This window comes from Catenisphaera adipataccumulans, from assembly GCF_014202755.1.
GTDB lineage: Bacteria > Bacillota_I > Bacilli_A > Erysipelotrichales > Erysipelotrichaceae > Catenisphaera > Catenisphaera adipataccumulans.
Genome location: NZ_JACHHK010000004.1, coordinates 77,298 through 100,199, shown reverse-complemented (window position 1 = coordinate 100,199; position 22,902 = coordinate 77,298). Strand labels below are relative to the sequence as shown.

At 47.4% G+C, this 22,902-nt stretch carries 19 protein-coding genes and 2 other annotated features; of the genes, 7 read left to right on the top strand and 12 right to left on the bottom strand.

What is annotated here, in order from left to right:
• Positions 1-258: 258 nt before the first annotated feature.
• From ilvB to ilvA, 4 genes are read left to right on the top strand one after another with little or no spacing between them, the layout of a single operon-like run.
• Complete coding sequence (ilvB, locus tag HNQ47_RS06245) at positions 259-1,917, top strand: biosynthetic-type acetolactate synthase large subunit (protein WP_183328539.1); 1,659 nt, start codon at positions 259-261, stop codon at positions 1,915-1,917.
• 10 nt (positions 1,918-1,927) lie between these two features.
• Entirely contained in the window at positions 1,928-2,434 is a 507-nt protein-coding gene (ilvN, locus tag HNQ47_RS06240; protein WP_183328538.1) for an acetolactate synthase small subunit, read from the top strand.
• Between the two features lie 48 nt (positions 2,435-2,482).
• Positions 2,483-4,150: a dihydroxy-acid dehydratase gene (gene ilvD, locus HNQ47_RS06235; RefSeq protein WP_183328537.1), complete on the top strand. Its 1,668-nt coding sequence runs from the start codon at positions 2,483-2,485 to the stop codon at positions 4,148-4,150.
• Between the two features lie 9 nt (positions 4,151-4,159).
• Entirely contained in the window at positions 4,160-5,365 is a 1,206-nt protein-coding gene (gene ilvA / locus HNQ47_RS06230) for a threonine ammonia-lyase (protein ID WP_183328536.1), read from the top strand.
• A gap of 69 nt (positions 5,366-5,434) precedes the next feature.
• Here ilvA and ileS read toward each other — a convergent pair whose 3' ends face one another.
• The 5 genes from ileS to aroD all read right to left on the bottom strand — a co-directional run bounded on the left by ileS (position 5,435) and on the right by aroD (position 10,958).
• Positions 5,435-8,164 (bottom strand): isoleucine--tRNA ligase, encoded by a 2,730-nt coding sequence (ileS, locus tag HNQ47_RS06225; protein WP_183328535.1) that lies wholly within the window; start codon positions 8,162-8,164, stop codon positions 5,435-5,437.
• A gap of 31 nt (positions 8,165-8,195) precedes the next feature.
• Positions 8,196-8,405: a binding site (T-box leader), on the bottom strand.
• On the bottom strand, positions 8,400-9,164 hold the full coding sequence (locus HNQ47_RS06220) for a YlmH/Sll1252 family protein (RefSeq protein WP_183328534.1): 765 nt from the start codon (positions 9,162-9,164) through the stop codon (positions 8,400-8,402). Its footprint overlaps the feature before it by 6 nt.
• Entirely contained in the window at positions 9,154-9,600 is a 447-nt protein-coding gene (locus HNQ47_RS06215; protein WP_183328533.1) for a cell division protein SepF, read from the bottom strand. Before HNQ47_RS06215 ends, HNQ47_RS06220 begins: the two co-directional genes overlap by 11 nt.
• An 83-nt stretch (positions 9,601-9,683) precedes the next feature.
• Complete coding sequence (gene hpf, locus HNQ47_RS06210) at positions 9,684-10,217, bottom strand: ribosome hibernation-promoting factor, HPF/YfiA family (RefSeq protein ID WP_183328532.1); 534 nt, start codon at positions 10,215-10,217, stop codon at positions 9,684-9,686.
• A gap of 42 nt (positions 10,218-10,259) precedes the next feature.
• Positions 10,260-10,958 carry a type I 3-dehydroquinate dehydratase gene (gene aroD / locus HNQ47_RS06205; protein ID WP_183328531.1) on the bottom strand — a complete coding sequence of 233 codons (699 nt, stop codon included), beginning with the start codon at positions 10,956-10,958 and terminating at the stop codon, positions 10,260-10,262.
• Between the two features lie 201 nt (positions 10,959-11,159).
• Between aroD and HNQ47_RS06200 the strand changes: the two genes are divergently transcribed.
• From HNQ47_RS06200 to mnmL, 3 genes are read left to right on the top strand one after another with little or no spacing between them, the layout of a single operon-like run.
• Positions 11,160-12,419: a shikimate kinase gene (locus tag HNQ47_RS06200; protein ID WP_183328530.1), complete on the top strand. Its 1,260-nt coding sequence runs from the start codon at positions 11,160-11,162 to the stop codon at positions 12,417-12,419.
• Positions 12,420-12,431: 12 nt separating this feature from the next.
• Positions 12,432-13,445: a 3-deoxy-7-phosphoheptulonate synthase gene (gene aroF, locus HNQ47_RS06195; RefSeq protein WP_183328529.1), complete on the top strand. Its 1,014-nt coding sequence runs from the start codon at positions 12,432-12,434 to the stop codon at positions 13,443-13,445.
• Between the two features lie 14 nt (positions 13,446-13,459).
• Positions 13,460-14,395 (top strand): tRNA modification radical SAM protein MnmL/YtqA, encoded by a 936-nt coding sequence (gene mnmL, locus HNQ47_RS06190; protein ID WP_183328528.1) that lies wholly within the window; start codon positions 13,460-13,462, stop codon positions 14,393-14,395.
• Here the strand turns inward: mnmL and tyrS are convergent.
• The 7 genes from tyrS to HNQ47_RS06155 all read right to left on the bottom strand — a co-directional run bounded on the left by tyrS (position 14,389) and on the right by HNQ47_RS06155 (position 22,878).
• A complete protein-coding gene (tyrS, locus tag HNQ47_RS06185; RefSeq protein ID WP_183328527.1) occupies positions 14,389-15,621 on the bottom strand; it encodes a tyrosine--tRNA ligase in 1,233 nt (410 codons plus the stop codon). The genes mnmL and tyrS overlap by 7 nt on opposite strands.
• A 28-nt stretch (positions 15,622-15,649) precedes the next feature.
• Positions 15,650-15,835: a binding site (T-box leader), on the bottom strand.
• Positions 15,836-15,903: 68 nt separating this feature from the next.
• Positions 15,904-16,593, bottom strand: coding sequence for a hypothetical protein (locus HNQ47_RS06180; protein ID WP_183328526.1), 690 nt, complete (start codon positions 16,591-16,593; stop codon positions 15,904-15,906).
• 6 nt (positions 16,594-16,599) lie between these two features.
• A complete protein-coding gene (gene srtB, locus HNQ47_RS06175; protein ID WP_183328525.1) occupies positions 16,600-17,523 on the bottom strand; it encodes a class B sortase in 924 nt (307 codons plus the stop codon).
• Between the two features lie 18 nt (positions 17,524-17,541).
• Positions 17,542-18,660 (bottom strand): DUF7601 domain-containing protein, encoded by a 1,119-nt coding sequence (locus HNQ47_RS06170; RefSeq protein ID WP_183328524.1) that lies wholly within the window; start codon positions 18,658-18,660, stop codon positions 17,542-17,544.
• Between the two features lie 46 nt (positions 18,661-18,706).
• Entirely contained in the window at positions 18,707-19,222 is a 516-nt protein-coding gene (lepB, locus tag HNQ47_RS06165; protein WP_183328523.1) for a signal peptidase I, read from the bottom strand.
• Positions 19,219-20,199 carry a DUF7601 domain-containing protein gene (locus HNQ47_RS10135; protein WP_343052932.1) on the bottom strand — a complete coding sequence of 327 codons (981 nt, stop codon included), beginning with the start codon at positions 20,197-20,199 and terminating at the stop codon, positions 19,219-19,221. The genes lepB and HNQ47_RS10135 overlap by 4 nt, the downstream gene beginning before the upstream one ends.
• Before the next feature lie 21 nt (positions 20,200-20,220).
• Positions 20,221-22,878 (bottom strand): InlB B-repeat-containing protein, encoded by a 2,658-nt coding sequence (locus tag HNQ47_RS06155; protein ID WP_183328521.1) that lies wholly within the window; start codon positions 22,876-22,878, stop codon positions 20,221-20,223.
• Between the last annotated feature and the right edge of the window lie 24 nt (positions 22,879-22,902).

The following is a 22,902-nucleotide window of genomic DNA, read 5'->3' as shown; positions in this document are numbered from 1 at the left end:
CCCATTCAGCGAAGCATTCCGTACGGCATTTCACCACCTGCCGCTCTCTGCAACTTCCTGCTTGGCTTACTTACATTTGTTGATCGGATTTCTTTTCTTAAAGAATACCGAAAATGAAAATGGATGTCAAAGAATATTTTCATTTATTTTCAGAAAGCAGTAACATGATTGTAAATATAACGCATTTTGATTGAGAAACATGTTTATTTGGTCTATAATTTCAAGTAATAGTTATGAAAACTGAATGGGGTGTAAATTATGAAACTAACCGGATCACAAATTGTGATGGAAGTCCTGTTGGAACAGGGCGTGGATACGGTCTTCGGCTACCCCGGCGGAACAGCACTGAATGTGTATGATTCTTTGTACGATTATTCAAAAAAGATCACGCATTATATCACAGCTCACGAACAAGGAGCTGCGCATGCCGCCGACGGTTATGCCCGCAGTACCGGCAAGACCGGCGTGGTATTTTCTACGAGCGGTCCGGGAGCGACCAATCTGGTCACCGGCATTGCGACCGCTTACATGGACAGTGTGCCGCTGATTGCGATCACCTGCAACGTGTCCGACAATATGATCGGCCGGGACTCGTTCCAGGAAGTCAGCATCACCGGCGTGACGCTGCCGATCACAAAGCACAATTATTTTGTCAACCGCATCGATGACTTAGCCGATGCGCTGCGCAATGCATTCCGCATTGCCAATGAAGGCCGCAAGGGGCCGGTCCTGGTCGACATCACAAAGGATGTCACGGCTATGAAGTACGATTTCGAACCGCGCACACCGCTGCCATTATCACCAAATCCGAAATTCAACGAAAAAGATATCGAAGAGATAGCGGACATCATTAATATTTCCAAACGTCCGGTCGTTTATTTTGGCGGCGGCGTGGTTTCCAGCGGCGCCCAGGATGAACTGCTGGAATTATTGAATAAAGCAGATATTCCGGCTACGTATACCATGATGGCTGCCGGGGTCATCGACTATGAAAATCCGAAGAATCTCGGTCTGATCGGTATGCACGGCACCGTTGCTGCCAATAAAACGGTCGATGAAGCCGATCTGGTCATTGCGCTGGGTACACGTTTCTCCGACCGGGTCGCATTGAATCCGAACCGCTTTGCACACAAAGCAGCAATCATTCAGGTCGACATCGATGCCAGCGAGATCAATAAGAATGTCAATATCAACTACAGCGTGATCGGTGATGTGCGCGAAGTGCTGAAAGCTCTGCTGCCGCATGTCAAAGCAACGAAACACACCGAATGGATCGATCAAGTCACTGCTTACCAGAAAACGGTCCGTGTCGATATGCCGGGAGCCAAGCTGCGCCCAAAAGAAATCATCGATACGATCTGTGACAATACCGACAAAGAAACCATTTACTGCACCGATGCCGGTCAGCATCAAATGTGGGCAGCCCAATATGTCAAGCACCATAACATGCATCGCTTTATCACCAGCGGCGGTTTAGGTACGATGGGCTTTGGTTACGGCGCGGCTATCGGCGCACAGATTGCCAACCCGGATAAACGCGTGATCCATATTACCGGCGACGGTTCGTTCCATATGAACATGAATGAAGCCTGCACCGCGGTCACATACAACCTGCCGATCATCACGGTCATCTTTGACAACCGTGTTCTGGGTATGGTTTATCAATGGCAGACGGTCTTCTATAATAAGCATTATTCGCAGACGATCCTGAATCGTAAGACGGATTATGCGAAAGTCGCGGAAGGCTTTGGCTTGAAAGGCTATGATTGTTCGACACTGGAGGAATTTGAAGCCGCCTTCAAGGAAGCGCTGACGATCAACGGTCCGGTATGGATCAACTGCCACATTGACAAAGAAGAACGCGTATTACCGATGATCCCGAACGGCGGTACCATCGATAATATGATCGTAGATTAGAGGTGTTCGTATGGCCAGAGAAGTTATCAGTATTTTTGTCGAAAATCAATCGAATGTATTGACCCGGATCGCAAGCTTGTTCGGCCGCCGCGGATTCAACATTGATTCCCTGACGGTCGCGAAAACCAATGATCCGACAATTTCCCGTATTACCGTCGCTTTCGACGGTGCCAAAACGGATATTCACCAGATCATGACCCAGACGGCAAAATTGGAAGTCGTCAAAGACATCCATCGTCTGAGCACGATGAACAGCTTATATCGCGAATTGCTGCTGCTCAAAGTAGCATGCGATAAAACCAATCGTTCCGGCATCATCGAGATCGTCAATATCTACCGCGGCAAGATCATTTCATTAAGCAAGGATAACTTGATCATTGAATTGACCGGATCGCCGGAAAAGATCGACGGCTTGATGAATATGCTGAGCTGCTACGATATCCTGGAAGTCTGCCGCACCGGTATCACCGGCATGTCGCGGGATTCCTACGATACCACAGATGAAGATGAAGAATAGGAAGAAAAAGCGGGTTTCCGCTTTTCTTTCATAGTAAGGAGTAGAAACATGAACAATAAAAAGAGTGCACAAGTCACGCAAGGAATTGAAAAAGCCCCGATGCGCAGTTTGTTTTACGCAATGGGCTATACGCAGGAAGAACTGGACCGGCCGCTGGTCGGCATCATCTCCGCAAAAAGCGACATCGTTCCCGGCCATTTTCATTTAGATAAACTGGTTGAAGCAGTCAAGACCGGCGTTTCGATGTCCGGCGGAACGCCGATCGTCGTTCCAAGCATCGGTGTCTGTGACGGCATCGCAATGGGACATAAAGGTATGCACTATTCCCTGCCTTCCCGCGAACTGATCGCGGACAGTGTCGAAACGATGGCAGAAGCACACTGTTTCGATGCCCTGGTCCTGGTGCCGAGCTGCGACAAGATCATTCCGGGCATGGTCATGGGCGCGCTGCGGGTCAATGTGCCGACGGTCGTAATGACCGGCGGACCGATGCTGGCCGGATATGTCAAAGGACAGGAAGTTTCACTGTCCAAGATCTTTGAAGCAGTCGGTGCCCGCAAAGCCGATCTGATCACCGATGATGATCTGAAAGAATATGAACAAGGTGTCTGCCCGGGCTGCGGCAGCTGTGCCGGTATGTATACGGCCAACAGTGTTGCCTGCCTGTGTGAATCGATGGGTATCGCTCTGCCGGGCAACGGTACGATCCCGGCAGTTTCCAATAAACGAATGCTGCTGGCAAAACATGCCGGAATGGCCGTTATGAAAATGTTGGATCAGGATATCAAGATGAAAGATATCGTCAACGAGCGTTCGATCAAGAATGCCTTGACATGTGATATGGCTTTGGGCTGCTCCAGCAACAGTGTGCTGCACTTGCTGGCGATCGCGCAGGAAGCCGGATATGATCTGGACTTAAAAGAATTCAATGTCTTCAGTGACAAGACCCCGAATTTATGCCACCTGGCGCCGGCCGGACCGACGCATATGCAGGATCTGAACCGCGCCGGCGGTCTGCAGGCAGTCCTCAAAGAATTGTCGAAAAAAGATCTGATCGATCTGGACTGCATGACCGTGACCGGCAAGACGGTCGGTGAAAATATCAAGAACGTGGTAAACATGAATCCGGATGTCATCCGTCCGATCGATAAGCCATACAGCTCGAACGGCGGTATCGCCATTTTATACGGCAATATCTGCCCGGACGGTGCCGTCGTCAAACGCAGTGCCTGCGCACCGGAAATGATGCACCATGTCGGACCGGCTCGTGTCTTTGATTCCGAAGACGATTCCATTCAGGCAATCTATAACGGCGAGATCCATCCAGGTGATGTCGTCGTGATCCGCTACGAAGGACCAAAAGGCGGTCCGGGCATGCGGGAGATGCTGAATCCGACTTCGGCTTTGGCAGGTATGAAATTGGATAAATGTGTCGCACTGCTGACGGACGGCCGCTTCTCCGGTGCCAGCCGCGGAGCCAGCGTCGGTCATATTTGTCCGGAAGCAGCCAGCGGCGGTCCGATCGGCTTGATCCGTGAAGGCGATCAAATCGAACTGGATATCCCGAACCATGCATTGAATGTACTGGTCAGTGACGAAGAATTGGCAGAACGGAAAAAGACGCAGAAAATTCTGCCGCCGAAGATCGACAAGGGCTGGCTGAAGCGCTATGCCAAAATGGTGCAAGGAGCCAATATCGGCGCCATCCTGAAGTAGGTGAAGGAAATGTTGACGATTGACAAAGTGTACGATGCCCGCCAGGTCTTAAAAAATGTCATCCGAAAGACCAATGTGATCCCGGCGGCCGATGTATCCAGCTATAATCATATTTACTTAAAACCGGAAAATCTGCAGCGCACCGGATCGTTCAAGATCCGCGGCGCATACTATAAAGTATCCCAGCTTAGTGACGAGGAAAAATCGCATGGCATCATCGCCAGCAGCGCCGGAAACCATGCCCAGGGAACGGCCCTGGCCGCACAGGAACAAGGCATTCCTTGCGTCATCTGCATGCCGGACAATGCGCCCATCTCGAAGATCGAAGCAACGAAAAGCTACGGCGCTTCCGTTGAACTGGCGCAGGGTGCCTATGATGAGGCCTATGCCCTGGCCTGCCAGCTGGCAGAAGAAAACGGCTACTTCTTTGTTCATCCGTACGATGACGAAGATGTCATCGCCGGTCAAGGAACCATCGGTCTGGAGATCCTGGAAGAACTGAACAATATCGATGCGATCGTCTGCCCGATCGGCGGCGGCGGTCTGATCAGCGGTGTTGCCTTTGCGGCAAAATGTCTGAAACCGTCGATCAAGATCTATGGGGTACAGGCGGCAAAAGCCGCAAGTATGTACCAGTCGGTCAAAGAAGATAAACAGCTGACCTTGGAAACGGTCAACACCTTTGCGGACGGCATCGCGGTCAAACACCCAGGTGATATCACGTTCCAGATGGTCAAGGAATACGTCGATGAGATCGTAACGGTCGAGGAAGATGAGATCGCGGCTGCGATCCTGCATCTGCTGGAAAAACAGAAACTGATCGCGGAAGGCGCCGGTGCAGTCTCTGTCGCAGCGGTCATGTTTGACAAGATCCCGCTGCGGGACAAGAACATCGTCTGCATCGTTTCCGGCGGCAACATCGATGTCAATATCATCGACCGTGTCATTACCCGCGGTTTGCTGCTGAGCGGCCGGAAGACTAGCTTTATCATCCAGCTGACCGATAAACCGGGACAGCTGGAGAATGTCAGTCACATCATCGCGCAGGACGGCGGCAATGTCGTCGCAGTCGATTATGACAACGCCGACCCGGATCTGGGCATCACGGACTGCTACCTGAAGATCACATTGGAGACCCGAAACAAAGCGCATCTGAATCAGATCAAGCACGATCTGAATGCGAACGGTCTGCATATCGTAAAAGAAAGCAATTAAAGAATGGATCCTTGCCTTTATGGCAAGGATTTTTTTCGCACAAAAAAAGATCCCTTACGGGATCTCATTTTACTTTTTCAAAACTGCGGCACAGCGATCACAAAGTCCGTCTTCATTCTCGCTTTCGGTATAGGTCCAGCAGCGCGGACAGATATGGCCCGGTGCTTTTTCCACACGTACGCGGTCGCCGTCTTCGGCAAAGGTAACTTTGGATACGATCAGCCATTGTGCCGGTTTCTTCGTCACCCGATCCAGAGCTGCTTTCTCATCGGCATCCAGATGCAGGAAGATCTGCGCTTCCAGGCTTTTGCCGATGACCTGTGCAGCACGGGCTTCCTCCAGTGCTTTCAGCACATCTTTACGAATATTCAGTGCGATGTCCATATCTTTCATCAGGCTTTCTTCGTCGATGTTCAGATGCAGTTCAGGGAAGCTGCCCAGATGAATGGATTCTTCCTCAAAGTGCATATAGTCGTTGACTTCTTCCATCGTATGGCATAAGACCGGTGCCAGCAATTTTGTCAGCACTTCGCATGCCGTATATAAGACGGTCTGCACTTCACGGCGCTCCCGGTCGTCTTCTGCATCACAGTACAGGATATCTTTGGTGTAGTCCAAATAATATGCCGATAATTCGTTGGTCATGATATTCGACATAGCACTTACCGCATCCGCAAAGCGGTACTCGTTGTACGCGGTGATCACTTCCGGGATCAATTTTTCCAGTTTGACCAAGATGTACTGATTCAGCGGTGCCAATTCTTCAAATGGCAGACAATCCGCTTTGGTGAACGTATTATTATCCAGATTTGCCATCAGGAAACGCAGGGTATTGCGGATCTTGCGGTAATCGTTGCTGACTTGTTTTAAGATCTTCTGGCCCATGGAAACATCGGCCTGATAATCTACGCTGCAGGCCCAGAGCCGCAGCACATCGGCCCCTTGTTTCTTGGTGATCTCTTTCGGTGCGACGGCATTCCATTGGGACTTGGACATCTTCACGCCTTTTTCATCCATGACGAAACCATGCGACAGACAAGCCTTGTACGGTGATTGTCCATGGACCGCTGTGCCGACGATCAAGCTGGAGTTGAACCAGCCGCGGTATTGGTCGCTTCCTTCGAAATACAGATCCGCCGGATATCCCAGACCGCGCTCCAGCATTGCACCGGTGTGGCTGGAACCAGAATCGAACCAGACATCCATCGTATCGGTTTCCTTACGGAAAATACCGTTTGGTGAATGCGGGGTCGAATAACCATCCGGCAGCAGATCTTTGGCTTCCCGTTCGAACCATACGTTTGAACCGTATTGACGGAACAAATCCGCTACATGATCAAAGATTTCTTTTTCCATCAGCGGTGTATCATCTTCGGCATAGATGATCGGGATCGGTACGCCCCAGGCACGCTGACGCGAAATGCACCAATCATCACGGTCAGCGATCATATTATGCATCCGCTGCTGTCCCCAGCTTGGTGTCCAATGAACCTGATCGATTTGTTCCAATAGCTCATCCCGGATCTTATCGATAGAGGCAAACCACTGCGTCGTTGCCCGATAGATGATCGGTTTTTTCGTACGCCAGTCATGCGGATAGGAGTGCTTCAGCCAGGACAGCTTCAGCAGCACGCCCAGTTCATCCAATTTGACCGTTACCGTTTTATTGGCATCGAAGACATATTGGCCTTCGAGCCAGTCACCGGCTTCCGCCGTCAAGTTACCTTGATCATCGACGTTGTTCAAAACATCCATCTTATATTTGTTATGGACCGTATAGAAGTCATCGGCACCGAAGGCACTGGCGGTATGCACACAACCAGTACCGGCATCGGCCGTGACATAATCGGCCATCATGATAAATCCTTCATGATTGACATGACTTTCATCCCCGGCATACAGCGGATGCTCATACGTGATATATTCAAGATCCTTGCCCTTGAAGGTACGGATGATCTCGTATTTTTCACATCCGAATTCCGGACAAAGCTGATCGACCAGTTCTTCCAGCATCACCATTTTTCCCTTATCGGTATTGACCAGTGCATAGTCCATGCGCGGATTCAGGGAAATGCCCTGGTTGGCCGGAATGGTCCACGGTGTCGTCGTCCAGATGACAAAGTATGTATCTTCGTCCAGGATGCCCTTACCATCTTTGACTTTGAATTTGACATAAATGGTCGGGGTCTTCATATCTTTGTATTCGACCTCAGCTTCTGCCAGGGCTGTCTCGCTGCTCGGCGACCAGTACACCGGCTTCAGGCCTTTGTAGATCAGTCCGTCCATCGCCATCTTGCCGAAGACTTCGATCTGTTTGGCTTCAAAGCTTTTGCGCAGGGTCAGATATGGATGATCGTAATCGCCAATCGATCCCAATGCCAGGAATCCTTTTTTCTGCTTTTCCACTTGTTCCAGCGCGAATTGTTCGCATACTTTGCGGAACTCGGCGATGCCCATTTTTTTCCGGTCATAGCCTGCTTTCGTAACTGCAGTCTCGATCGGCAGACCGTGTGTATCCCAACCTGGGATATACGGTACGCGATAGCCTTCCATATAATGGGAACGGTTGATGACATCTTTCAAGATCTTATTCAAGGCATGACCGAGATGAATGTCACCGTTGGCATACGGCGGGCCGTCATGCAGAACAAATGGTTTGGCATCCTCTCTTTGTGCCAACATTTTTTCATACAAATGCATGTCCTGCCAACGCTGTTGGATGCCTGGTTCTTTTTTTGCCAAATTGCCGCGCATCTCAAACTTTGTTTTCGGCATATGAAGTGTGTCTTTGTAATCCATAGCTGCTCCTTCCATAAAAAAAACGTCCTTCTCTAAGGACGTTATAAAACGCGGTACCACCCTAGTTTACATAGGAACTCCTATGTACCCTCGATCCGATAACGGCCGGTCCGGATGTTTCTACTCCATTCAAAACATCAGCTCCGAAGTGATATCCCGGCAGGTTCCTATACAGCTTCTCACCAGACTGCTGTTCTCTGAATATTTCCCTGTCGTGACGCGTCTTCTTCCTCACTTATAAAAACTGCTTAAAAAGCAAGATCAAACGATCCTTTTTTGTCGTCGCTTCCACGTCGACAAACTGATACTTTCCGTACCGTCGGATCGAAACAAAATCATTATGACACAGTTGATCATTCTCGGCAAGTACGATTTCATTGAGTTTGACATCACCTTGATGGATCTTGTGCATCGCTTCCTTGCGGGAACAATGTCCCAGCTGGGCCACGACCGCATCCAGCCTGAGACTGGCACAGTTTACCCGAATCATTTTATATCCGGCTGTGTTTTCCGGTATTTGATCTGTCGGCTCAAAATGAACCGGCACCCGGCCGATCATCGGCACATGTGTGCAGATGTACTCAGCCATCGTTTCGGTCGCAAACACGGTGATCGCATGATCGTTCACGAGAATATCACCGACCTGATCCCGTTCGATGCCCAAATGCATCAATGCCCCTAAGACATCGCGGTGTCCGATCTTTTTGAAACGGTCATCATAGGCAGAGGCCAAGGTGACAATGCCATATTCCGGTGTTTCATCCAGCGGTGAAAACCACGCGACTTTCCGCAGTGCTTCCGGATATCCGCCGTAAAGCGAAAGATTCAGTTCCGGATCAACGATCTGCTGCAGGATCAAACCTTCCACACCGGATAAAAAAGAGGTATGAACGCCTTGACGATGAAGGACAGACCAATGCATCTGATCTTTTACCTTCACCGTAAATTGTTCATGACCTTTATAATGCGATCGATTGCTGACGAGCTGATTATTCTTCATCAAAATCGTCAGGATCACCCAGCGAAATCTGGCCCTGTACGCCGATTTGTGCCGGTGAACATAAAATAACGTTCTGACCGATCTTCTGGATCTTACCGTCCAGCGCAAATACAACACCGGTCAAAAAGTCGATCGTACGCTGTGCATAATCGCGGTCTAACTTATGCAGATTGACAACGACTGCACGTCCTTCTTTCAGGCGCAGTCCGACTTCTTCGACTTCACCGAATCCGCGCGGTTCAAACAGAACCATTTTTGTATTGGCATTCAACGTTGCCGGAGCAGATTTCTTCGGTCGTTCATATCGAGTTGTAGTATCCGAATTGGACACAGGTGCCGCCTGCGTGTTTTCATTTTCTTCCATTTCTTCGTTTTCGTATTCCTCATCGTCATCTACGGGGTTGACGAATGACTTGATGCTATCCATAAATCCCATGGGAAATCCTCCTTGTTCGACGTTAATTATATCACATAAAATCTATTTTGAAACAACGAATTAAAAAATAGAGGATTTCTCCTCTATTCTGTTTCGATCAGTCCATATCCGCCGTCGTTTCGTTTGTAAACAACAGCGATCTTATGTGTCTCATCATCGGTATAAATATAGAAATCATGTCCGATCAGTTCCATGTTCATGATAGCTTCATCCAGGCTGATTTCCGTCGGTACGATGGATTTCGTCTTGACGACTTCATCCGGTTCCTCTTCCCCGTCATCGATCATGTCCAGGTCAACGAACGCTTTGCCCAGCGACATTTTATTTCTTCGCTGCAGGCGCGTCTTGGTCCGCCGGATCTGATCCTCCAGTTTATCGATGGAAGCATCGATGGCTTCGTTCAATGTTTCCGCTTGTACTTCTGTACGCAGAGTGGAATATTTGGTCGGAATGGTTACTTCTATTTTTTTGCGATGCGGATATTCACGTACCAGCACACTCGCCACATCATTTTCATCGATTAAATAATATTTGGTCAGCACGTTGAGTTTTTTGGTGATCTTCTCCGTCAATCCCGGAGTTACTTTCACATTTTTTCCTACAATTCTGACTTTCATATTGACACCTCCTCAGTGTTTACTATTTCTGCTTAAAGTATATCACATTTCGTTTTTTCCGGCATCTTGTGCCAAGATGTCCAGATATTTGACTGCTTGGTCCAAAGGAACTTGACCCGGTGCACTGGATGTGCTTAAGGTGCAGAACGTATATGAACTGTCAAAAAGGCCGCCGATGATCCGGCTGATCCGGCCGGTCTCTCCCATAGCGATCACCAGTTTTTCGGAAGACGTCGCATGATCGAAACATGAGATCAACAGCCGCGTCACATCCTCGGTGGTCTGCGGCATGCAGGCGATCTTTTCGATCGCTGCCTCATACTCATCCATCTCCTCCCAGATGGCGTCCAGATCATTTGGGGTCGTTTGAAAATCATGATAGCTGATGACCATTTTATCGGTCTCAAGAGGCTGTTCAAACTGTCGGGCATGTTCCAGCTCGACATCCAGGTAACAATCATACCGCAGCATCTGCCGAAGCCATTTTTCATATGTCTGCGCATCAATATCGACTTGACCGCCCTGGGATTTCGTGCGGATCGTGAGGATCACTGGCTTGGAAACGGCAGCCAGGCTTTTTTCGATCAGCGGGAATGACCAATGAAGCAGCTGCTCCTGCGGAAAGGCATCCAGCCGGATCTCGATCAGGTCACAGACACTGTCTTCCAGTGCCTGCAGTTCCTGCCAATAGGATCCTGTATCCGAAAGAAAAATTGGGCAGATCGTTTTCATTTTTTTCATAACATCACCTTGAATATTTTATCATAAACTTGAAAAAGTATTTCATTTCAACTAGAATAAAGGCATGAAATACTCTGTTTATTTTCGATTTACAGATTGAACCTGCATAATCAGTCAAACTTGGGTTGGCTTTTTTATGAGGTTTTCAAAGCATTCTTTTTTCCAAAAAAAGAATGCTTATTTTTTTTATAAGGAGGACCTATGAATTACGGATTGATCGGTGAACATTTATCACACAGCTTTTCCAAACCGATTCACGAATCGTTTGGTCAATACACCTATGAACTGCACGAAGTGGCACGTGACCATATTGATGCATTTTTCCAAAACAAAGATTTCAAAGCCATCAACGTGACCATTCCCTATAAACAGATTGCTTATACCTATTGTGATGTATTGGACAAACAAGCCCGATCGGTCGGCACTTCGAACTGTGTCGTAAACAAGAACGGGACACTTTATGGATACAATACGGATTATGACGGCATTGTCTACACGTTGAAAAAACATCATGTCGATGTGCATCAGAAAACCGTGCTGATTTTGGGCAAAGGCGGGGTCGCCCACGCTTTCTATGCGGTCATGAAAGATTTAGGCGCTGCCGAGATCCAGACCGTCTACTACAAGCCGGCAGAAGGAACCATCACTTACGAAGAAGCCTATGAAAGGTATGCCGATGCGGACATCCTGATCAATGCGACCCCGGTCGGTATGGCCGGCCGTAAAAATGTCAGCCCGATCGATTTGTCCAAACTGACTAATTTATCCTTTGTGTTTGACGCGATATACAATCCGCTGCAGACCGTATTGATCCAGCAGGCAAAAGCAGCCGGCATTCCGGCAGCCAATGGCTTGACCATGTTGGTGGTGCAGGCCGTCAAGGCAGCCGAGCACTTCCTGGATCGGCCGGTCGAATGCGATGTCCAGAAGATCGTCGATTCTCTGACCCAGCAAGCCTGCAACATTGTCCTGATCGGCATGCCGAGCTGCGGTAAATCGCATATCGGTCATGAAGTAGCCAAACGGCTGCATCGGCCTTGGATCGATCTGGATGAAAAGATCGAAAAAGAAACCGGCCGGCGGATCGCAGAGATTTTTTCCCAGGACGGCGAAACGGCTTTTCGGGATGAAGAAACCAAAGCGGCCTGCCGTGCAGGACTGAAGACCGGTCAGGTGATTTCCTGCGGCGGCGGCATCATCAAGCGCAAAGAAAATATGGATGTGCTGGCACAGAACGGCATCATTTTGTATATTGACCGGCCGTTGGAAAACCTGGTCCGCAAAGATCCGCGCCGGCCGCTTTTACAGAACAACTCCATAGAAAAATTGTATTATGAACGAAAAGATTTATATGAAAAGTATTCCGATGAAACGATTCATACCCATAACCAGATTCAACTAGGCATACAGGGGTGCCTGGATGCCTACGCGGATCCGAATGTATGGGCACGGCTGCGATAGGAGGAAAAAGATATGATCATCACATTAAAGAAAAATGCCCCGGAACGGGACGTCAAACGGCTGATGCAGCGGTTTGAAAAACAAGGTCTGCAAGTCACAGCGATCTACGGTGAAGAATTTAATGTCTTTGGCTTGGTCGGTGATACGAGCCGTCTGGATGAACGGACCATCATGGCCAACCCGATCGTCCACAATGTTCAGCGCGTGGCGGAGCCTTATAAACTTGCCAATCGGATGTTCCATCCAGAAGATTCCGTGATCGATGTTTCAGGGATCCCGGTCGGCGGGAAAAAAGTCGTCATGATGGCCGGTCCCTGCAGCGTAGAGGGACGGAAACAAATTTGCCGCATTGCCAAAGAAGTCAAGGATGCGGGTGCGGATCTGCTGCGGGGCGGTGCGTATAAACCGCGGACTTCGCCGTATTCGTTCCAAGGTTTAGGCTCCGACGGCATCTCCTATTTGGCTCAGGCGCGAAAGGAAACCGGTTTGCCGGTGGTGACAGAACTGATGTCGGCCGAACATCTGGATGAATTCATCGATCAAGTGGACTTGATCCAGATCGGAGCCCGCAATATGCAGAATTTCGATTTACTGAAAGCGGTCGGCCGGACCAGGAAGCCTGTCTTATTAAAACGCGGCATGTCGGCTACGATCAAAGAATGGATCATGTCGGCAGAATATATCATGAGCGAAGGCAATCCAAATGTCATTTTCTGTGAACGCGGCATCCGCACATTCGAGACTTATACGCGCAATACCTTGGATCTCAGTGTCGTGCCGATCATCAAAGAACGTACTCACCTGCCGATCATCATCGATCCAAGTCACGCAGCCGGGGACTGGAAACTGGTCGAATCCTTGTCGCTGGCGGCCATTGCGGCCGGTGCGGACGGATTGATCATTGAAGTCCACGATGATCCGGAAAATGCCTGGAGCGACGGCCAGCAGAGCCTGAAACCAGAGCGTTATGCGCAGCTGGTCAACAAGGCGAAAGCCATCGCACAAGTGGTCGGCCGTTCCTTGTAGGCGGAGCATTGTTCATGAACAATCCATTTCCTTATTCAGACGATAATAAACGCTATCTGACGATGAATTATTATATGCGGCATACCTTTGGTCATAAAGTCGCAAAAGTGCCTTTAAACGCCGGTTTTACCTGTCCGAACCGAGACGGAGCGAAAGGCATCGGCGGCTGTGCCTTCTGCTCTGCCAAAGGATCCGGTGACAGTATCCTTTTGCCGCATGAAGACTTGATGACGCAGTATCAAGCCGGTCTGGCGCGCATGCAGAAGAAATGGCCGGACTGCCTGGGTTTTGCGTATTTTCAGTCGTTCACCAATACATATGCCGATCTGGAACGTCTGCAGCAGCTTTATACCCCGTTTATCGAAAACGATGCGGTAATCGGCATCAGTATCGCGACCCGTCCGGACTGCTTGGACGAAGCAAAGATCGCATTCTTTCAGGACTGTGCCGAAAAAAAAGAAACGTGGATCGAACTGGGGCTGCAAAGCATCCATGAACGCACGATGGCCCGCTGCAACCGTCAGCACACCACGGACGATGTCCGGCAGGCGCTGGAGCGTTTAAAACCGACCCGCATCAAGACCTGTGTGCATATCATCAACGGTTTGCCTGGTGAATCAAAAGAGGACATGTTGGCAACGGCACGCTGGGTGGCTTCCCTGCACCCCGATGCGATCAAGATCCACATGCTTCATATCATTAAAGATACGGAAATGGCCAGATGGTATGCGTCTGATCCGTTCTCGGTCCTTTCTCTGGCCGAGTATGTCGATATAACGGTCCGGCAGCTGGAAGTGCTGCCGCCGGACATGGTGATCGAACGGCTGACCGGCGACGGCATGGCCAAAGATCTGATTGCGCCATTATGGACAATCAAAAAGACCATCGTTACCAATGAAATTGATAAACAGATGGTCCGTTTGAATACCTGGCAAGGTAAATATTATTGAAGATTCAGACAATAATATCTCTTTTTTCCGCGGCGTACGATGACATAATTGTCTACGTACGCATTTTCTTTATCGACCACAAAATGCGTATCCTTGATCTTTTCACCGTTGATACTGATGGAATTGCCGTTGATCCATTCCCGCGCCTCACGCTTGCTGGAGGCTATCGAGCATTTGACCAAAACATCTTCCAGGATCAGACCGTTTTCGCAGTCGACTTTTTCCATGTTTTTCATGGCATCCCGGCGCTGCTGCTCGCTTAAATCGTTTAAATTGCCGCGGAACAGCGCATTGGTGATGGATAAAGCAGAATCCAGTCCTTCCTGTCCATGCAGGTCGCGCACTACTTCTTCGGCCAGAGCCCGCTGTGCCATGCGTTTGTGCGGCTCTTCCTGTGTCGCTTTGTCCAGCTTCTGGATCTCTTCTACACTTAAGAACGTCAGCTTCTTTAAGTATTCAACGACCTTGGCATCTTCGGTATTAAATAAGAACTGATACAGTTCGTACGGAGAGGTCTTTTCAGCATCCAGCCAGACCGTTCCGCTTTCGCTCTTTCCAAACTTCGAGCCATCCGCTTTGGTGATCAGCGGCATGGTCAGACCATAGCACTTCGTATTGGCACCGCATTTTTTCCGGATCAGTTCCAGTCCGGATGTGATGTTGCCCCACTGATCCTGACCGCCGATCTGCATCACGCAGTTCTTTTCCTGATACAAGTGCAGGAAGTCCAGCGACTGCAGGATCATATAAGAAAATTCTGTATAACTGATGCCGGTCTCCAGCCGTTTCTTGACCGTTTCTTTATTCAGCATATACGTGACATTGAACAATTTTCCATAATCGCGCAGGAAATCGATCACCGACATGTTCTTGGTCCAGTCTAAGTTGTTGACCATTTCAAAGCCCCAGATTTTTTTGATTTGATCATGCAGGCAGTTGAAATTGTGTTCCAGTGTTTCTTTTGTCAGCATCTGGCGTTCTCCGGTCGCTTTCGGATCGCCGATGAAGCCGGTTGCGCCGCCCACCAACATGATCGGATGATGGCCGTGTTTTTCCAAGCGTTTTGCCATCAACAAGGACGAATAATGGCCGATATGCAGACTGTCGGCCGTCGGATCCGTACCGATGTAAAACGTGATCTTTTGATTGTTGATGACATCTTCGACTTCCGGGCTTGTCACATTATCGATCAAGCCGCGCCATTGTAATTCCTGAAATAATTCCATAGTTTCCTCCCATAAAAAAACGCCCTTCTATAAGGACGAAATGTTCGCGGTACCACCTTACTTCATGCATGTGCATGCGCTCTTCCCTTTAACGCAGAGATACGTCCGAAGAAGCTCCAAGGTGTATTCCATGAATGCCGAACGAGGCCTTTCACCAACCGGCCTTTCTCTGGATCCGACGTTTTCATGTACTCTTTCTTTTCAACGCTACATGCGTATTATAGCCAAAAAAATTGGTTTATTCAATAGAAAAAGTCATCTGCTTTCACAGATGACTTTCGGTCAATGGTTTTTCTTACGCGATGTTTTTGGCATGATCCATAAAGCAGCGGCCGAGAACAGGAATACCATCACAAATAGCGTTAAATAATAAGCCTGTCCGGTTTTGACGTCTTTTTTGATCTGCTGCACATAACTGGTTGGTGTATTTTCATTCTTTTTTGGTGGATCGGTTTCCTCTTTTTCTTCTGGGACAACACCTTCATATGTATGTGTAAACGAGATCGTATCCACTTTCTTGCCGGTGGTCAAATCAATGCACACCACCTGTAAATATCGCTGACCGTCCGGTGTCTGCTGAACAAGAACTTCGATCTGGTAGGACTTTGTATCGATGCTGAAATTCTCATCATCAACCGATTGAGCCGTAATGGTATAAATATAGGGATCATCCTGCGGTTCTGTCAGAATGACTGCATTTTCCGCCTCTTCATTCACACTGAACGTCAACAATGCTGAATCGCTGCCTGTGATTGAAATAGTAGACAGTGTATTTGGCAGCGGGGCATTGTTTTCTGCGGTCAATATATACTTTACGGTCCGATCAAGTTGTTCTGGATAATTTCCATTGATTTCTATGGTCTGTCGGATCGTAACAGAGGATGTTTCTTGCCGTTCCTGCGCCTGTACCGGTACGATACAAAACAGCAGGGCCATGACTCCGCTAAGCAGAATACTCAATAATTTTCGCACGGCTGATCATCCTCCTTTCTTAGTCTGGTGTTTTTTCCTGAACCAAACGATCAATAACGCAATCAATACGATACCAGTGATCCACCACCAGATCGGCCATCGACTGAACCAGGAATCAGTAGATTTCAAGGATCGTTCTTCTTCTTTGAACGTATTTTTATATGTTTTATCCGTGATCTCCGCAACCAGCAGATACCGTTGGTTTGTTCCGGCGCCGCTTGCGCAAGTCGATAATACAAGCAATTGATCCTCCGGACCGGTGCCGATCTGACGTTCATGCACAGCGATTTCATAGATGTGATCCAAGTAAGCCTGCCGCTGACTGGTATCCTCACCAACAATCTGGTATACCGAATCATCATAGGCATCTGCTTTCAGATATGCGATGATCCGAACGCCGTGGTGCTTTCCATTGTAATAGACATCGCCATATTTGTGCGTCTTGAAAAATTTCTTTTTTTCAAACTGATCCAAATCACCGAACATTCGATGATATTCCATGTGATGTCCGTATAATATGGTGTTGTAGTCACTGAAATCCCGCGCATTTTTACAATGCATGAATACCGCACCGGATAAATCATACGAACCGTCAATACCGGTATTGATATATTTTTCGTCATCCTCCCCTTGCGCAAAAGGATAATCGATCCCGGTGCCGTAGATATGAATCCAGCCGATGACTTCCGGATTGATTTTCTGTAATTTTGAAAAAGGGATGGACTGGTTTCTTTTCGGTTTGTATGTTTCAAACTGCTCCGTGCTGGCATTCTGCATGATCTGATGGTTATCGTAAATGGAATAGATTCCGAACGCCACCAGCAGGACCAGAAAAGCAATAATGAAGAAATCCACCAGTCCATTTAATCCCTTAAGGATCTTGCGGATCCTTTTCTCTGAAGAGCCCGAAGAACGGAAAGGTTTTCGCATTCCGTTACCTCTTCAAGATTAGGAATTCATTGCCTTTTTCTTAGCGGAACGATACAGAAATAATGCAACTGCTGCAAATGCGATCACAGCGATAAACGGTGCGTTATCCGTCAGAATACCAGTAATGGTGATATCTGGATAATCATTGACCATCGTACCCGAGTTTCCGCCGCTTTCATAGATCAGATAACTTCCGGCTGTTACGCCTTGTCCTTTTGTTCCGACAACAGCCGTGTCCGAGGCCGTTCCATGTGTATTGGTATAAGTTGCCGTGTAGTTTTCGACGCCGGTCTCGGTAACCGTATAGTTTACACCAGCCGGGATGTTATTGAAGTTAATGGTTTCACCGTCTTTCAAATTAAATGTGAAAACACCACTATTGTTCGTAACTGCATCTGAACCTATGGTGGCAGTGATCGAGCTCAAAGACCAATCGGTTGGTAAAGCAACTGTACCATTGGTATCAAAGGTTACGGTAAAAGAGAATTTTTTTGTTTTATCACCATATGTTCCTGTTACACTCTTCGTAATGCTCAGATCTGTACTGTCAGAACCTGGATTGGCTTTCTTGACGATTTCGTTGGTAAATTCCATTCCTTTATAATCTTCCCATGTTACCTTGTTTCCTGTTGAATTGTTGACAGATGTAACCGCGATAACTTGATTATCCGAATTGACATAGACCAACATCGTATATGTATTGGTATCGAAAGTCAGTAATCCCGGATCATTGTAATCGGTATATCCGGTCGGTGTACTTGTTGACTCGGCAACGGTGTAAGCATAGACACCTGGTGTACTGTAAGATGGTAACGTAATAGTTCCCATGACATCCTGCTGTGTTTCAGTCTGTGTTTTGTCCACGCTGATCGTAACATCTGCAATCGGAGCTGAATTCGCTAATACCGTTGTCGTCGTCGTATCCAGCTGCGTAAAAGTAAATTTAAAGTCGCCACTAATAGAAGTTCCTAAATTTCCTACCATGTGCTTTGTGATAAACGGAGTCGTTGTTTTCTGTTCATCAGTTGCTGTAGTATAGCTTCCCGGATCTACCGTATCCGCTTGGATCGGCACGGCAAGCATGACGACTGCCACAAACATCGAAAGCAATACCTTAAATAATTTTGTTCTCTTCATAAATACTCTCCTTATTTATTTCTTTAAATGATCTTTATTTGATCATTTAAATCCCTCTTCGGCGGATCACGGTAATGACCTGACCCTTTATTGCATCTGTGGACACCGGTCCATAGTTCCGGCTGTCCAACGAATATGGACGATTATCTCCGAGTACGAAGACTTGTCCCTCTTTTATTTTCAGCGGATAGCTGACCTTCCCTTTGTAAGGCAGCGTTTCCGTATAGATATCCTTTTCCTGCTGGACGTACCCATTGACAACTAACCCTTCGTCTGTGATTTCAACGGTATCGCCGGCAACTGCTACGACACGTTTTGGCGAAATTTCACCGTCGTACTTCACCATGACGACATCTCCAGCCAGATAATCCTTGTCCAGACGATAGTAGATCACCAGGTCGCCTTCTTTAATGGCCGGATTCATCATATTGTCAGGTTCTTTCATGATCCCAAACAGAAATGTAAACAGCATGATCAAAAACAGAATGATCATTACGATTTTCATGACCAATAGTTTTACTTCAGCTGAAATCGGCAATTCCTTTTTATTTGATCCGGTCATTTATCGCTCCTTGTGATTTTTTGTTTCTGTTTCCGATAAATTCCATAGATCACTGCAGCAACCGCAACGACTAGCAGCACGCGTAACCCGGCATGATCTTCGAGGATACCTGTGATCGTGATATCACGCTTGTTCGTATAAATGACCTCGTAATCGTATGTACCGTCCGCTTTTTCGGTCAATGTTCCTTGTGCAGCATCCCCGGAGCTGGATGTTTCATATTCTTCGGATGAATAATCATCTTCCTGAATTTCATAGGTATATCCTTCCGGAATGTCCGCAAATTTGATGGATTGGTCATTTTTCAGTTGAGCTGTATATTGTCCGTTTACGAACTGCATACTGCTGTAAGTTGCATTCACCAGATCGCCGTTTTCATCTTTTAATGTGATGGTAAAATTAAACGATTTATTTTTATCACCATATTCACCATCGACAACTTTCTTGACAGTCAAGCTGCAGACCGGCTCCCAGACCGCATACAGAATATTTGTGTCTAAGGTATCCGCCTGGATAACATCTTCGACATTGTATTCTGCCGTATCTGCATCTGCCGTTGTTGCCCAGCCTTTGAATATATAACCGCTTCGCTCCGGTGTATACGTATTCGTAATGGTGAATTCTGTATTCGGCACATTTTCACTGTCTTCCGTATAATCCGGGAACTGCACGATACGCTGCGTGGTACTGTCATTGTAGCTTCCGCCGTTGGCATCAAATGTCAGCTGGGTAGCTCGTTGATCTGCCCAGACTGCATATAATGTCAAGTTTTCTTCCGTGACCGCAATTAGATCTTCCGGATAATAATTTGTACCCGTGCCGTCTGCTTTTGTATTCCAACAAATGAAATCATTTTTTCCGCTCGGCGGTTCGACACCGCTTTTCATGTTGCCGACAATGCCTTGACTTCCTAAATGATAGGATGTGTCCGACTGCCACGTATCACTTGGTGATCCTCCGTTTGGATCATAGACAATATTTGTGGTGACGCTGCTTTGCTAGTGTGCGACCAACGTAGTATCGGCCGTGATCGGCGTATCAAAGCTGAAGGCTGAACCATCTTCATTGAACCAGCCGACAAACTCATACCCTTCACGAACTGGATCATCCGGTTCGGAAGCTGTGTTGTTTTTGACCACCGTCTGAGAATCAATACTGCCGTCCGCACCATTTAGATCAAAGCTCACCGTATAAGACGGCGGTGACCATTTTGGATACAAACTGATATTGTTGTCGGGCATCTTATAACTGTCGTCAAACTCAAACTCGGTGCCTTCTTCAAATGTCGGTGAAGTATACCAGCCTTCAAATATATAATCATCTTCCGGTGCAGTCGGATTTAGATAATACTGATCCGATTGATCGTCTAGACTGGTTTTGACAACGTAATCGTATGGAACGCTTGATTCATGCGCAACACTGGATCCATCCGCGGTATAAAAGTCAATTGTATATTTATTTCTTGTGTAATAGAAGCTGACCTTTCGACTCGAAGAAACTGTTGTTTTGGAATCCTCTTTGGTAAATCCACGTAAATCCGCTGCGACCCAGCCTGAAGTTGTACTGTACGCTTCAAAATAATAATCCGTCAGTTCTTCCTGTGTCCCGTCATCTTTGTCTTCATAGAAATGAATGTAATACAAGGAGGCACCGGCGTCCCACGCTCCATAAACGGTAATGGTTGCATTATCGGTGTTCTTCAAGCTGTTCGGGATCATATCGCTTTCTACCACAGTTCGATTCATCTGGCTGTAGGCATAACCGTATTGGGATGCATTCGCATCGCGCCAGCCCGTCCACTGATAACCATAGGATGAATTCGAGAAAGTGGCATTGCCGCGATATGGCCATTCCGTAATCGATTCTCCATACTTGGCAGTAAATGTATAATAATTTGCTCCGCCGCTATATGAGAAATCCCGATAAGTTACACCGTCTTTGGCCATACTTGCGTTATAACTGTTCAAATGAAATTCAAATGTGTATGTATTCCGATCATAGTACACATAAATTTTTGTCGATCCGTCACCACTTACTGTTACCGATGAATTGCTGCTGTCCAATGTCTTATCGGTATTGATATGAAAGTAATCATATGCCGAATTGCTAAACGTATCTGTTTGACTGCCATTACTGTCTGTATATGCCATACGGATCGACGAACTGCCCGACGGCTGAGTCAATGTGATCGTTGAATCCGTCATGGCATCAAAACTTTGTGATTCGACATAATCGTATCCAGTACTGGTATTGTTTTCCTGCATGATGATGACTTGGAATGTTGTCTCTGCCGGTTCCCATTTCGCGTATAAATCCGTATTGCCCGTCAAGGTAGTTGTATTATCCGTCGATGTCCATTCTTCTGTGAGCGCTTCATCCTTATACCATCCCGCAAACGTATATCCTTTTCGGGTTGGTGTGACGCTCAGCGGATCTGCCGGAGATCCTTCGCTTGGTGTCTGCGATTGCTTGACAAATGTCGGTTCCTGCGCTGTGCCGCCGTTGGAATGATACGTGATCCAATATCCTTTTTCGACGATCGGATATAATGTCATATCCTCGGTAACTGTTGTGGAATCCGATACCGGCGACGAGCCATCTGTGGTTGTCGACCATCCTTTAAACACATAACCTTCTGCCGGAACGAATGTCACAGTTCCAGTATTTAAGGTTTCGCCTTCTGAATAATCCTGCACGGCAATGATGCCTGCATCTGAAGATGCAGCACCCGCATAGCTGACATGATAGACTTTTTCATAGGCAGCGGTATAAACGTGCGTTTCATCTGCCGTCAATGTTCCAATGGCGGTACTGAATGCATCATCGCTCAGAATATTGCCGCTTTCGTCTTTCCAGCCGATAAAACGATAGCCCTCTTTTTCCGGTGTTGCCGGTTTGACCGGTGTTTCGCCCGAAGAAAGAATTTCTTTATAAACTTCCGTGCCGTCTTCATCTTGAAAGATCCATGTATCCGTGTAATGCTCACCGACCGCATAGATGGAAAACTGCGATGCTTCAAAGGTGACATCATGTTTGGAATTTGAGGTGATCGCAATGGACTCTGGCTGAGAATCGATATTTTCTTTATGCTGTACTTCAATTGTTTTTTCTGTATCCATGGCTTCTTCCGTCTGGATCTTCACTTGAATCGTACGATCTGGTTCAAACGTGTTCCCATCCTGATCGAAAATTGTGATATCGTATGCCGCGATCGTTTTAGCTCCTTCGATTTTAACGGACACTGGATACGCTTTTACTTCCGCATTTTCCGGCATCATTCCAGTCAGTGTGATTTGATCTTTCGTTTTCGATTTCTGCTGATACGATCCGTCCGTATAAATTATCGCAGATAAACTTTGTTGTTCCGTCTTTGTTTCTTTTTCCGTTTCTGCAGGATCTTCAGGAGCCGATTTGCTTTCATCTGTCTTATTTTCTGATGGAGTTTGTTTGCTTGACGTATCTTCTGACGTTTCATCGGATGATTCATCAGAAGAACGGCTGTCTGGATCCGCAGACGTTTCTGTTGTTTCTTCCGCTGCTATGGTTTGTCCAGAATGAACTGAGACATTAGAAAACACCATGGCAAAAGTCATGGTGGTGATAATGATAGCAGTCATTGCCCAACGAACAATGTTCTTTATTATACCTCTCTTCATGATATATTCCATCCAATCCTTTAA